The sequence below is a fragment of the Neisseria animaloris genome, from assembly GCF_900637855.1.
GTDB lineage: Bacteria > Pseudomonadota > Gammaproteobacteria > Burkholderiales > Neisseriaceae > Neisseria > Neisseria animaloris.
The window spans coordinates 475,662-489,025 of sequence record NZ_LR134440.1 but is presented as its reverse complement, the minus strand read 5'-3'; the positions used below and the strand labels follow the sequence as shown (position 1 = coordinate 489,025).

11 protein-coding genes are annotated in these 13,364 nt (G+C 49.2%); 7 read left to right on the top strand and 4 right to left on the bottom strand.

The features are described from left to right. Positions 1-97: 97 nt before the first annotated feature. From aroA to EL216_RS02335, 3 genes are all read right to left on the bottom strand, one after another. Positions 98-1,390, bottom strand: coding sequence for a 3-phosphoshikimate 1-carboxyvinyltransferase (gene aroA, locus EL216_RS02345; protein WP_085389863.1), 1,293 nt, complete (start codon positions 1,388-1,390; stop codon positions 98-100). 130 nt (positions 1,391-1,520) lie between these two features. After that, positions 1,521-2,048 (bottom strand): hypothetical protein, encoded by a 528-nt coding sequence (locus EL216_RS02340; protein ID WP_085389862.1) that lies wholly within the window; start codon positions 2,046-2,048, stop codon positions 1,521-1,523. A gap of 86 nt (positions 2,049-2,134) precedes the next feature. Beyond that, the gene (locus EL216_RS02335; protein ID WP_085389861.1) at positions 2,135-4,066 is read right to left on the bottom strand and encodes an ATP-binding cassette domain-containing protein; all 1,932 of its coding nucleotides are present in this window, start codon (positions 4,064-4,066) and stop codon (positions 2,135-2,137) included. A 330-nt stretch (positions 4,067-4,396) separates the two neighbouring features. On the opposite strand from EL216_RS02335, the gene EL216_RS02330 reads away from it, so the two are divergent. The 7 genes from EL216_RS02330 (at position 4,397) to era (ending at position 11,859) form a co-directional block, all read left to right on the top strand. Continuing rightward, the gene (locus tag EL216_RS02330) at positions 4,397-5,224 is read left to right on the top strand and encodes an amino acid ABC transporter substrate-binding protein (protein ID WP_085389935.1); all 828 of its coding nucleotides are present in this window, start codon (positions 4,397-4,399) and stop codon (positions 5,222-5,224) included. Positions 5,225-5,246: 22 nt separating this feature from the next. Further along, on the top strand, positions 5,247-5,930 hold the full coding sequence (locus EL216_RS02325; protein WP_172594890.1) for an amino acid ABC transporter permease: 684 nt from the start codon (positions 5,247-5,249) through the stop codon (positions 5,928-5,930). A 9-nt stretch (positions 5,931-5,939) separates the two neighbouring features. Beyond that, positions 5,940-6,692 carry an amino acid ABC transporter ATP-binding protein gene (locus EL216_RS02320; protein ID WP_085389859.1) on the top strand — a complete coding sequence of 251 codons (753 nt, stop codon included), beginning with the start codon at positions 5,940-5,942 and terminating at the stop codon, positions 6,690-6,692. A 416-nt stretch (positions 6,693-7,108) separates the two neighbouring features. Continuing rightward, a complete protein-coding gene (locus EL216_RS02315; protein ID WP_085389858.1) occupies positions 7,109-8,161 on the top strand; it encodes an AraC family transcriptional regulator in 1,053 nt (350 codons plus the stop codon). Between the two features lie 289 nt (positions 8,162-8,450). Further along, positions 8,451-9,914, top strand: coding sequence for an NCS1 family nucleobase:cation symporter-1 (locus EL216_RS02310; RefSeq protein WP_085389857.1), 1,464 nt, complete (start codon positions 8,451-8,453; stop codon positions 9,912-9,914). Positions 9,915-10,144: 230 nt separating this feature from the next. After that, positions 10,145-10,861 (top strand): ribonuclease III, encoded by a 717-nt coding sequence (gene rnc, locus EL216_RS02305; protein WP_085389856.1) that lies wholly within the window; start codon positions 10,145-10,147, stop codon positions 10,859-10,861. A gap of 77 nt (positions 10,862-10,938) precedes the next feature. Beyond that, complete coding sequence (gene era, locus EL216_RS02300) at positions 10,939-11,859, top strand: GTPase Era (RefSeq protein ID WP_085389934.1); 921 nt, start codon at positions 10,939-10,941, stop codon at positions 11,857-11,859. A gap of 65 nt (positions 11,860-11,924) precedes the next feature. On the opposite strand, the gene EL216_RS02295 is transcribed toward era, so the two are convergent. Next, a complete protein-coding gene (locus EL216_RS02295; RefSeq protein WP_085389855.1) occupies positions 11,925-13,307 on the bottom strand; it encodes a NarK family nitrate/nitrite MFS transporter in 1,383 nt (460 codons plus the stop codon). Positions 13,308-13,364: the final 57 nt, after the last annotated feature.

The following is a 13,364-nucleotide window of genomic DNA, read 5'->3' as shown; positions in this document are numbered from 1 at the left end:
AACAGGCCGTCTGAAAAACCAGATTTTACATAAACATAGCTTTGTAAAAAGGCCGTCTGAATATTGGTTTCAGACGGCCGCGTTTATCGGTGTCGGTTTATTTTTGCAACGAAGCAAACACTTCGAAATAGGTGGGAAAGGTTTTGTGGGTGCATTTGGGGTCGTTGATGACCACGGGCACGCCGAGCAGCGAAACCAATGAAAAGCACATGGCCATGCGGTGGTCGTCGTAGGTGTCGATTTCGGCATCGGGAGTGAGTGCGGCAGGCGGAACGATGTGGATGGCTTCCGGCTCTTCGGTAACGGTTGCGCCGACTTTGCGCAGTTCCGCCGCCATCGCTGCGATGCGGTCGGTTTCTTTCACGCGCCAACTGCCGATGTTGCGCAGGGTGCACGGTGCGCCGGCGGCAAGGGCGACAACAGCTAAGGTCATGGCGGCATCGGGAATGTGGTTGGCATCCAAATCAAAGGCTTGGATGGTGCGATCGGCAGGGCGGGAGACTTCGATAAAATGGTCGCCCCACGTGACATCGGCACCGATTTTTTCCAACTCGCGCGCAAATGCCACATCGCCCTGAATGCTGTGGGTGCCGATGCCGGTAACGCGCACGGGTTCGCCGGAAAGCAGGCCGGCGGCGAGGAAATAAGACGCGCTCGAAGCGTCGCCTTCCACATACAGATTTTCCGGCGCATGGTAACGCGCATTTGCGGGCAGCTTGAACAGGCGGTAGTTTTGGTTTTCGACGTGAACGCCGAATTGCGCCATCAGTTTCAGTGTGATGTCAATATAGGGTTTGGAAATCAGTTCGCCGACCATTTCGATTTCAAACGCTTGGCCGGTCAGCGGCAACGCTATCAAGAGCGCGGTCAGAAATTGGCTGGATACGTTGCCTTTAATCGGAATCGTGCGCACGCCGTTGTCGGTGCGTTCGCGGATGCGCAGCGGCGGGTAATGTTCGTTGCCGAGGTATTGCACATCGGCTCCGGCCGTGCGCAGGGCATCGACCAAATCGCCGATGGGCCGTTCGTGCATACGCGGCACGCCGTGCAGGTGGTAGTTGCCGCCCAGCACCGCCAAAGCTGCGGTAAGCGGGCGGAACGCCGTGCCCGCGTTGCCGAGAAACAAATCCGCTTCACGATTGGGAAAACGCCCGCCCGTGCCGTGCACTTTCAGACGGCCTTCCGAGATAAATTCCAGTTCGACACCGAGTTTTTCCAAGGCTTCGAGCATGCGGTCGGTGTCGTCGGATTTTAATAAAGAATGGATTTCGCACACATTGTCCGACAATGCCGCCAAGAGCAGCGTGCGGTTGCTGATACTTTTCGAGCCGGGCAGGGCGATGGTGGAAGGTTTGAGTGTGGCGGCGGGCAGGCGGACGGATTCGGTCATTGTTTTTCTTTCCGTGAATGAGAAAAAAAGGGAAGCGGTATTATGCCAATAATAATAAGGTGTTTCAAAATATATCGAGGCCGTCTGAAAACTTATTTTCAGACGGCCTCGGTCTTATTCGTTTTACAGGTTACATGCGTCCCAATTCGCGTTGCAAAGCTTGGATATTTTGCTGGCGGTCGAGTACATTGCCTTGCAGCTGGCTGATCAATTGTTGGTTGATGGTGCCGTTTTGGGCGGCTCGGGCATCGGCAAGGGATTGTTGCGCGTCGGAAAGGGCTTTGCGCTCGTTGTTCAGTTCTTGCTCAAGGATACTGCGGCGGCTGTTGTTGGCGGAAAGTTTGGGTGCATAGGCGGGAGCGGGCCGTGCGGGTGCGGTGGCCTGCTGGCTCGGTTTGGTAAGTTTGCTTTTTACATAGGCTTTGCGGGATTCTTGCGGCGACTCTCTTTCTACGCGTGCCGGTTGCGGTTCGTTGTAACGGCTGTTGCTGTAACGCCCGATGGCAGGCAGATCGGCACGGTTGCAGTTGCCGGACGGGCGGGATGTATAAGTTACTTCGCCGTTAATCACGCAAGTATAGATTTTGGAGGCATAGGCAGTCTGAATGCTTGCTGCGCTTAATAAAATAAAGGTGCTTACCCCGAATAGTTTTTTCATGATTTTCTACGGTCTTGAAAAGCGGCAAAACCGCCGCGGTTTTAAAAATTGGTTGATTAAAAAAACGACAGCTCTCTATGTAAAGCTTAAGAAGCCTGCGCTATGCCGAATTCGGCTTCGATTTCCGATAAAATCCGCTCCAGCTCTTCTTGCCATTCCAACCAGCTTTCTTCCAATTTACTTAATTTTACTTTAGTTTCTGCCAGTTCGGCGAGTGTCTCTTGCAGTTTTACTTTATTTGTTTCCGAATAGGCATCTTCTTGTGCCAAAAATGTTTCACAGGCCGTCTGAATATCGTTTAAGACGGCCATTTCCTTCTCAGCCTTGTCGATTTTCTGCTGTATGGGCTTGGTACGTTTGGCTTTTTCCTGCCGTATCTGCGCTTCGAGGCGTTTGGTGTCTTTGCGGCTTTGGGTTTGTGCCGAAGCGGCGGGAGCGGCAGCCGCATTTTCCTGTGCCAAACGCCATTGGCGGTAATCGTTCAAATCGCCGTCGAAGTTTTTCAGACAGCCTTTATCAATCAATAAAAAGCTGTCGGTGGTGGCTTCGAGCAAACTGCGGTCGTGCGACACCACAATCAACGCGCCTTGAAAACTCTGCAAAGCCACGGTAAGCGCGTGGCGCATATCCAAATCGAGGTGGTTGGTCGGTTCGTCGAGCAGCAGCAGATTGGGCTTTTGCCACACAATCATCGCCAATGCCAGCCTCGCTTTTTCGCCGCCGGAAAAAGGTTCGATTTTCTGCAAAGCCATATCGCCGACAAAGTTGAAGCCGCCGAGAAAATTGCGGATTTCCTGCTCGCGCACATCGGGAGAAAGCTGCTGGATGTGCCAAACGGGGCTTTGGTCGTCGCGCAGGGTATCGAGCTGGTGCTGGGCGAAATAGCCGATATTGAGTTTTTCGGATTTCACCATTTGGCCGGACAATAAAGCCAATTCTCCGGCCAAGGCTTTGATAAAGGTAGATTTTCCGCTGCCGTTCACACCCAGCAATCCGTAGCGCGCGCCGCTTTCCAGCGATAAGGTGATGTTGTGCAGCACGACCGTACTGCCGTAACCCAAATCGGCTTTGTCCATTTTCAGCAAAGGGTTGGGCAAATGTGCGGGAGTTTCAAATTCAAATGAAAATTCGCTGTCGAGATGCGCGGGGGCGATGCGCTCCAGTTTGGCCAACGCTTTCATGCGGCTTTGCGCCTGCGTGGCTTTGGTGGCTTTGGCTTTGAAGCGGTCGATAAACGATTGCAAATGCTTGATCTGCGTTTGCTGTTTTACATACGCGGCCTGCTGTTGCGCCAAACGTTGGGCGCGTTCGGTTTGGTAAAAATCGTAGTTGCCGCCGTATTGGGTGAGCTTCTGATTCGATAATTCAACGGTTTGCGTGGTGGTGGCATTCAGAAAATCGCGGTCGTGCGAAATGATGATTTGGGTGCACGGCAGGCTGGCGAGATGGTTTTCCAGCCACAGCACGGTTTCCAAATCCAAGTGGTTGGTCGGTTCGTCGAGCAGCAATAAATCCGCGCGGCACATCAAGGCTTGAGCGAGATTCAAACGCATACGCCAGCCGCCTGAAAAAGCTTTCACGGGCTTGCTGTGTTCTTCCTGAGCGAAACCCAGTCCGCTTAACAATTTAGCGGCGCGGGCGGGTGCAGTGTAGGCATCTATTTCTTCGAGCTTGGCGTGCCATTCGGCGATTTTGATGCCGTCGTTGTGTGCTTCGGCTTCTGCTAAGGCCGTCTGAAATTGCTGCAATTCGGCATCGCCCTGCAAAACATAATCTAAAGCCGACGTATCCAACGCGGGCGTTTCCTGCGCTACCGCTGCCGTTTTCCAATGTTTGGGAATCAGCACATCGCCCGCGTCATGTGTGATTTCCCCTTTGATTAGAGCAAACAGGCTCGATTTGCCGGTGCCGTTTTTGCCGATTAAGCCGATGCGTTGGTTGGGGTTGACGGTGAGGTTGGCTTGGTTGAGCAACACTTTCAGGCCGCGCTGGAGGGTGAGGTTTTTGAGTTCGATCATGGGAAAAGGCGTAGGGTCGGGCAAAAGGACGTTATTTTACCTTTTCTGCCCGGAATAAAACAGGCCGGTAATTTCGGAGATTACAACAGAAACCGAATCGGGCGGATGAATCGGCAAGTTTGCAGGCCGTCTGAAAAAGAATCGGTAAGGTTTTGTATTGAAAACATGATTTCCATGCAATTTTATCGGAGGTGTGTTTGAACGGTGTTTTCAGACGGCCTTATGCTTTTCTATTATAAAGAATAGAAGTAATCGTTCTTTGTATTGTGTTTTTGATTATCGTACAATGCGCGTTTCTTATATATTAATTAACGCTTTACTGGAATGATTATGTTGGAGAAATTTGTACTCGGCGGCATAGCTGCTTTTGTATTGGCCGCTTGCGGCGGCGGTTCTTCTGCGTCCGCACCGGCTTCTTCCGCGCCCGAAACGCAGGTTGCAGGTTCGCTGCTGGAGCGTATCAACAACAAAGGTACGATTACCGTAGGCACTGAAGGTACTTATGCTCCCTTCACTTATCATGATGAAAGCGGCAAGCTGACCGGTTACGATGTAGAAGTTACCCGTGCCGTAGCAGAAAAACTCGGTGTAAAAGTCGAATTCAAAGAAACCCAATGGGATGCCATGCTGGCCGGTTTGAAAGCGGAACGTTTCGATTTGGTGGCCAACCAAGTGAGCCTGACCACGCCCGAACGCCGCGCAACTTTCGACAAATCCGCCGAATACAGCTATTCCGGCCCGATGGCGGTTGACCGCAAAGACGACAACCGCATCAAAACACTGGCAGACGTGAAAGGCTTGTCTGCCGCACAAACCCTGAGCAGCAACTATGGCGAAATGGCGCAAAAAGCCGAAGCCAAAATCATTCCGGTCGACGGCATGGCGCAGGCTTTGGCTTTAGTGCAGCAAAAGCGTGCCGATTTTACGTTTAACGATTCCCTTGCTTTGCTTGACTATCTCAAGAAAAACCCGAATTCCGGCTTAAAAACCGCATGGACAGCCCCTGCGGAAGAAAAATTGGGTTCGGGATTCATTTTGAACAAAAACAATGATGAAGCATTGGCAAAAATCAGCGGTGCTGTAGAAGACCTGCGTGCAGACGGCACGCTGAAAAAATTAGGTGAACAATTCTTTGGCGTAGATGTAAGTGTTAAGTGATCTTTTAAGCGCATTGCCGTTTATGACCGAGGCCCGTGCGGCTTTGGTCATAAACGCATTTTGGCCGATGGTTAAAGCGGGGTTTCTTTACTCTATTCCGCTGGCTGTCGTTTCTTTTATTTTCGGCATCTTGATTGCATTGGCCGTAGCATTGGTGCGTGTGATACCGGTTACGGGCATCTTCCACCGCGTACTGCTCGGTATGGTGAAATTTTATGTTTCCGCCATCCGCGGCACACCGATGCTGGTACAGTTGATGGTGGTATTTTACGGCTTGCCGGCCATCGGCATCACTCTCGACCCGCTGCCCACTGCGGTTATCGGCTTTTCGCTGAATATTGGTGCATATGCCTCGGAGACCATCCGCGCAGCGATTTTATCGGTACCCAAAGGCCAGTGGGAAGCAGGCTTCTCCATCGGCATGACCTATATGCAGACCTTCCGCCGCATCATCATGCCGCAAGCGTTCCGTGTATCCGTTCCTCCTTTAAGCAATACTTTTATCAGTCTGTTTAAAGAAACTTCACTGGCTTCGGTAGTAACCATTACTGAGCTTTTCCGTGTGGCGCAGCAGATTGCCAACGCCAGCTACGACTTCCTGCCCGTGTATATCGAGGCCGGCTTGATATATTGGGTATTCTGCTTCTTCCTGTTTATCGTACAGGCAAAACTCGAAAAACGGCTCGACCGCTACGTTGCCAAGTGAGCATAAACCATGATTAAAATCCGCAATATCCATAAAGCATTCGGCAATAATTCGATTCTTAACGGCATTGATTTGGACGTAGCCAAAGGCAGCGTAGTCGTTATTCTCGGCCCTTCCGGTTCGGGGAAGACCACGTTTTTACGCTGTTTGAACGCCTTGGAAATGCCGCAGCAAGGCTGCATCCAATTTGATGGCGACAAACCTCTGCATATTGATTTTGCTATCCATCCTTCAAAAAAAGACATTCTTGCCCTGCGCCGTAAATCGGGGATGGTATTTCAGCAATATAATCTTTTCCCGCACAAAACTGCGTTGGAAAACGTGATGGAAGGGCCTGTTGCCGTTCGAGGTATTCCTGTTGCTGATGCGCGTCGGAAGGCTTTGGCTTTGCTGGAGAAAGTAGGTTTGGCCAGCAAAGTTGATTTGTATCCTTTCCAGCTTTCAGGTGGCCAGCAGCAGCGTGTCGGTATCGCCCGTGCGCTTGCCATCCAACCGGATTTGATGTTGTTTGACGAACCGACCTCGGCGCTTGATCCCGAATTAGTGCAAGATGTATTGAACACGATGAAAGAACTGGCGAAAGAGGGCTGGACAATGATCGTAGTAACTCATGAAATCAAATTTGCTATGGAAGTGGCCGATTTGGTGGTTGTGATGGATGGCGGCGTTATTGTGGAGCAGGGGATGCCTGAAGCACTGTTTCATAATCCGAAACATGAACGTACCAAGCGTTTCTTGAAGCAGATTCGCGCAGAAGCATAAAGTATTTATTTTTAATTTGAGGCCGTCTGAAAACATTTCAGACGGCCTCAATGTTATGGGTTGAGGATTTAGATAATGAGGTATTGGCTATTTGCAAAGAATAAAGCGTTGCAGCTTCATATCGAAAATTATCGATTATAAATGCTCGCTAAGATTGAGTATTGAAATATGATTTTTAGATGATTATTTTGTTGGTTAATAGAATTTTTATGATGTTTTTTTTAATGATTATAAAAAGAACGATTATTTTAAACTAAGCATAAAATGTTATATATTGTTAATATAGTTAATGATTTTATCTAAAATTTATGTTATTTTTAAATAAAATTGCAGGTTTCGGATTTACCCGGGTGTTTGGTAGTTTGTAGAACCAACTGTGTTTTATTACATAGAAATATGCCGGAAGAGAGAGTCTCATGACGGGAGTAAGTAATGTAGCAAACACTAAAGTGCTTGGGCACAGTGTGCTGGTTAGCTGGGTTTCTTCTATTTGTCAGACTGCGCGAGGGTATGGCGTTGATCCGCTTCCTTTGCTGGAAGAAGCAGGTTTGGATTTAAGGTTATTGCATATTCCCGATGCCCGTTACCAGTTGGATGGTGTACGCCGTTTTTGGGAGTTGCTGATTCAGGCTACGGACGATCCTTTGTTCGGGTTGAAAGTGGGGCAGGAAATTCAGGCATCCGCTTTGCAGGGTTTGGGATTGGCGATTATTTCTTGCGGTTCGTTGGCCGATTTGATGATGATTATGGTGCGGTATTGCAAAATCATTTCCACCACGATGAGGATAAGTTTCGACCATACACCTGAGTTGAAAGGCACTAAGCTGGTATTGCGTACCGATCACGGCTCGGAGCCGATGAATGCGGCGCGGTTGGCGGTATTGGCCTTTATTTACCGGCAGGCTTGCAGTTTGTCGCAACATCATGTGCAGCCTATTTCGGTTACTTTGTCTATGCCCGAATGCGGCAATACCGAGCGGTTGGACGATTATTTCCAAGTGCCTGTCAATTTGGGTTGTGAAAAAGATTCCATTACGTTTGCTTACGAAGACACGATCGAACCGTATGCGGGAGCAAACCATCAACTGATGCATATGAATGAAGCGGTAGTAGGGCAATATCTTAACCGTTTGAATAACATGAATATTTCTTCACGGGTAAGTACGTTGATCCGAGACGAGCTGAAAAACAGCGAACCGCGTTTGTGCGATATTGCATCAAAACTCAATCTTTCGCCGCGGACATTGCAGCGCAGGCTGCGTGACGAAGGGCATTCTTTCAATAGTCTGTTGGACGATATCCGTCAAGAAATCGCACATGATTTGTTAATGCACAGTAACCAGAGCATTACGGAAATCGGTTTCCAACTCGGATTTTCCGATTTGAGCAATTTTATCCGTGCCAGCCATCGCTGGTTTGGGTGCACGCCGTTACAGCACAGAGAAAATAGTTTATTGATTAGCATTTGATTTTAATAATAAAAATTTGAAAATCTTATCTGAGACGATTATATCTGGTTTTGTGTGGGGGAGGCCGTCTGAAAAGATGTTCCTCACTCCTTGCTGTGCCACACATTGACATAAAATGGTTTTACATTTGGCATGGCGTAAGATAACAGGTGGTTGTCGCGATATGACAGGTTGCAGTAGCTGCGCTTTTATATAGTGTGGGTGAAAACGCATCATCAATAGCATTGGTGGCTGGATGTTTTGAGGCCGTCTGAATTTCTTTTGCGTTGCTTACTCTTGAGGAGCTTGTATGCCTGCCTATATCAAGAAGTTGAAACGAATCAAGCCGTCCAATCCGCGTTTGACAAACGACGATTTGCTACCTGCCAAGCAAACTTGGAACTGGTACAACATCTTTGCATTTTGGATGTCCGATGTGCACAGTGTCGGGGGTTATATTTTCGCCGGTACGTTGTTTGCTCTCGGCCTGACCTCTTGGCAGATTTTTATTACATTGATTCTCGGGATTTCCATTGTGATGGTGATGGCCAATTTGTTGGCTAAACCGAGCCAATTGGCCGGCGTGCCTTACCCCGTTATCGCCCGTATGTCGTTCGGTGTTTACGGTGCCAATATTCCGGCTTTGCTGCGGGGTATTATTGCGATTGTTTGGTACGGCATTCAAACGTATCTGGCTTCTATTGCGCTCACTATTATTCTGCTTAAATTTTTTCCTTCCCTTATTTCTTGGAACGAGACTGCATTTTTAGGCTTGTCTTATTTGGGCTGGATAAGTTTTTTCATCATGTGGTCGATGCAGACCCTACTGTTTTTGATGAAAATGGAAGCCATCAAAGTGTTTTTGGATTATTCCGGCCCGGCGGTTTATATCGTGATGTTTTTGTTGATGATATGGATTGTTTACCATGCAGGCTGGGAAAACATCAGTTTTTCGCTTTCTACCGAACAATTGAATTTTTGGCAGACCATCGGCGCAATGCTGGTAGGTATGTCGCTGATTGTGAATTATTTTGCAGGCCCCACGCTGAATTTCGGTGATTTTTCGCGGTTTTGCCGTTCGATGAAAGATGTGAAAGTGGGCAATTTTTGGGGGCTGCCGGTAAACTTTACCGCATTTGCGCTGACCGCCATCATTACCATTACCGGTACGCCGGTGATTTTCGGCCGAATGATTATGGATCCTTTGGGCATCGTGGCCAAAATCGACAATATCGGCATTGTGCTGCTGCTGTCGTTCACTTTCGTTACCGCTACGGTGGGCACCAATATCGTGGCAAACTTCGTTTCCGCCGCCAACGATATTTCCAACCTTTATCCCGGCCGTATCAGTTGGCGTTTCGGTGGCATGATTGCGGCGGTGCTGTCGGTGGTTATCCTGCCGTGGAACTTATACAATTCTCCGCAGGTTATCCACCATACTATCGATCTTTTGGCCGGTACGCTGGGGCCGATGTACGGCATTATCTTGGTAGACTACTACCGTTTGCGCAAACGTGTGATACAGGTCGACGATTTGTTTGACGATACGCCCGAAGGTGTTTATTGGTATCAAAACGGCTACAACCGTGCCGCCATCAAAGCGCTTGTTCCGGCTTCTGCACTCAGTATTGCCATTGTGCTGCTTTCCGATATGAACGTAGATAATGCGTTTTTCAAAATAATTGACCATCTGGCTCCGTTTTCTTTGGTGATCAGTATGGTTGTGGGCGGATTGCTGTATTACCGTTTTGCTAAAGGCAATATTAAGATTTAATTGTCGGGCCGTCTGAAAACGGTTTTTCAGACGGCCTTTAAAATTATGAAGTGCTGCTGTTTCCCATACACCGGATACGGTACAATACCCGCTTCAGGCCGTCTGAAAAACCGTTTTCAGACGGCCTGCGCAAATTATCGATACCTCAGCTTTAAACCTTTTCTGCATTTATTACCGTATCTGCCGGTTAAGTGTTGAAAAGCATTCGGGCTGATTTTACGAAAGCACATATGAAACCCGATTCCAGAAAGCAGCAGGCTTTGCTGCAGGTTCAAAATAAACTCGGCTACATCTTCGAACAACCCGCCTTGCTTGAAAGGGCGCTCACGCACCGCAGTTTTTCCTCCCGCAATAACGAACGCTTTGAGTTTGTGGGCGATGCCATTCTCAATTACACCGTTGCCCGAATGCTGTTTGATACTTTTCCGGATTTGCCCGAAGGCAGGTTGTCGCGTATGCGGGCAAACTTGGTTAATCAGGATGTGCTGGCGGAAATCGCTGCTGAATTGAATATCGGCGATGCTTTATTTTTAGGGCAGGGCGAATTGAAAAGCGGCGGTTTCAGACGGCCTTCCATTCTTGCTGACGCAGTAGAAGCCGCCTTTGCCGCCATCAGTTTTGATGCCGATTTTGCTACTGCCGAAAATGCCGTACGCCGCTTGTTTACCGTGCGTGTTCAAAAAGCCGAGAGCGAGCATCAGGGCAAAGACCCGAAAACTTTATTGCAAGAAGCGCTTCAGGCACGCCGTTTTGGGTTGCCGAAATACCGCATCGAGCAACAGGTCGGAGAAGGCAATGAAGCCGAATTTACCGTTGCCTGTGATTTGGGCGAGCTGGGCTGCATCACCCTTGCCAAAGCCAATAGCCGCCGCCAAGCCGAGCAATATGCGGCCAAAGAAGCATTTGCTTGGCTGGAACAGAAGCATCCCCTGAAAGTTAAAAAATAAAATCAGATAGTGTTTGAGGCCGTCTGAAAATGCCCGAACCGGCGCACCACGGTTCGGCAAACCGAAAGAAAGAAAATATGGATATTGAAAACGTAACCGCCATACCCGATGCCAACGGCTACCACTGCGGCTTTGTGGCGATTGTCGGCCGCCCGAATGTGGGTAAATCGACGCTGATGAACCATCTTATCGGCCAGAAAATCAGCATCACCAGTAAAAAAGCGCAAACTACACGCCACAAGGTTACGGGTATTTATACCGATGACACGGCGCAGTTTGTGTTTGTCGACACCCCGGGTTTCCAAACCGACCACCGCAACGCCCTTAACGACCGTTTGAATTTAAACGTAACCGAAGCCATAAGCGGCGTGGATGTGGTTGTGTTTGTTATCGAAGCGATGCGTTTTACCGAAGCCGACCGCACGGTGATGAAACAGCTTCCCAAGCATACGCCGGTGGTTTTGGTGGTAAACAAAATCGATAAAGACAAGGCTAAAGACAAATTGGCTTTGGACGCATTTATCGCCGGCGTACGCAGCGAGTTTGATTTTGCCGATGCGGAAGTAGTGAGCGCGAAACACGGCTTACGGATTGCCAACCTGCTGGAAAAACTCAAACCGTATTTGCCCGAGAGCATTCCGATGTATCCCGAAGATATGGTTACCGATAAATCCAGCCGTTTTTTGGCGATGGAGATCGTGCGTGAAAAATTATTCCGCTATCTGGGCGAAGAGCTGCCGTATGCCATGAATGTGGAAGTGGAACAGTTTAAAGAAGAAAACGGCATGTATCACATCTATATCGCCGTGTTGGTGGACAAAGAAAACCAAAAACCGATTGTGATCGGTAAAGGCGGCGAGAAATTGAAGAAAATTTCTACCGAAGCACGGTTGGATATGGAAAAACTCTTTGATATTAAGGTGTTTTTGAAAGTGTGGGTTAAAGTGAAATCCGGTTGGGCCGATGATATCCGTTTTTTACAGGAATTGGGCTTGTAGAAAAAATGAAGTAACTGTTTTAAAAAAAGGCCGTCTGAAAGTTTTTTCAGACGGCCTTTTTCAGATCAGCATTTCGCCTCAGCACCCTTGCGGGCGTAGAACCACCAGTTCAGCAACACGCAGACGGCGTAGAAGATGATGAAGCCGATTAATGCGCCGTTCACGCTGCCGGTCAAGGCGATGGAAGTGCCGTAGCTTTTCGGAATAAAGAAACCGCCGTAAGCCGCGAATGCGGCGGTAAAGCCGATAACGGCCGCGCCTTCTTTATTCGCATCCAATAACGCCTGTTCTTTCGATACCAAACCTTGATCGGCAAATTTCTGGTGCATGTTTAGAAAGATAACCGGTACTTGCATGAAAGTGGAGCCGTTGCCGAGGCCGGTGAGGGCGAAGAGGGCAATGAAGCAGGCGAAAAAGCCCCAGAAGCTGCCTCCTTGTCCGTTTGAAGGCAGGAAGGAAATCACACCGAACACGGCGATTATCATGCCGATAAACACGATTTGGGTGATAAGTGCGCCGCTCTTGATTTTATCGGACAGCCAACCGCCTAAGGGCCGTACCAGCGCACCGACCAACGGGCCTAAAAACGCATATTTAACGGGGTCTACATCGGGGAATTGGCTCTTAATCAGCAGTGGAAAACCTGCCGAAAAACCGATAAACGAACCGAATGTGCCTAGATACAGAATGCACATAATCCAGTTGTGCTTGCGGGTGAAAATAACGGCTTGGTCTTTAAAGCTGGCTTTGGCGGAAGCCAGATCGTTCATGCCGAACCATGCGGCCAGCGTGGAAAGAATGATGAACGGCACCCAGATAAAGCCGGCGTTTTGCAGCCAGATTTGCTTGGTAACATCGTCTTTCACCCAAGTTTGCGCCTCGCCGCCCAACGCGCCGAACACGCCTGCGGTGATGATCAGCGGCACCACGAATTGCACCACGGATACACCGAGGTTGCCCAAACCTGCATTCAGGCCGAGAGCCGTGCCTTTTTCCGCTTTAGGGAAGAAAAAGCTGATATTGGCCATGCTGGAAGAGAAGTTACCGCCGCCAAAGCCGCACAACAGCGCCAGAACCATCATGGTGATGTAGCCGGTGTCGGGATTTTGCACGGCAAAACCCAAACCTACCGCTGGCAACAGCAGGCTGGCGGTGGAAATGGCCGTCCATTTGCGACCGCCGAACACCGGCACCATAAACGAATAGAAAATCCGCAATGTCGCCCCCGATAAAGCGGGCAGAGCGGCCAGCCAGAAAAGCTGGTTTGGCGAATATTTGAAGCCGATGTTGGGCAGGTTGACTACCGCCACGCTCCATACCTGCCAGATGGCGAAAGCCAGTAATAAGGCGGGAATCGAAATCCATAAATTGCGGCGTGCAATCGGTCGGCCTGTGTTTTGCCAGAAATCTTTTTCTTCCGGCCGCCAATCTTGAATAATGTGGGACATAGTGCTCTCTCTTTTTTTGAAAGGCCGTCTGAAAAGGTATCCGAATTCTTCAGACGG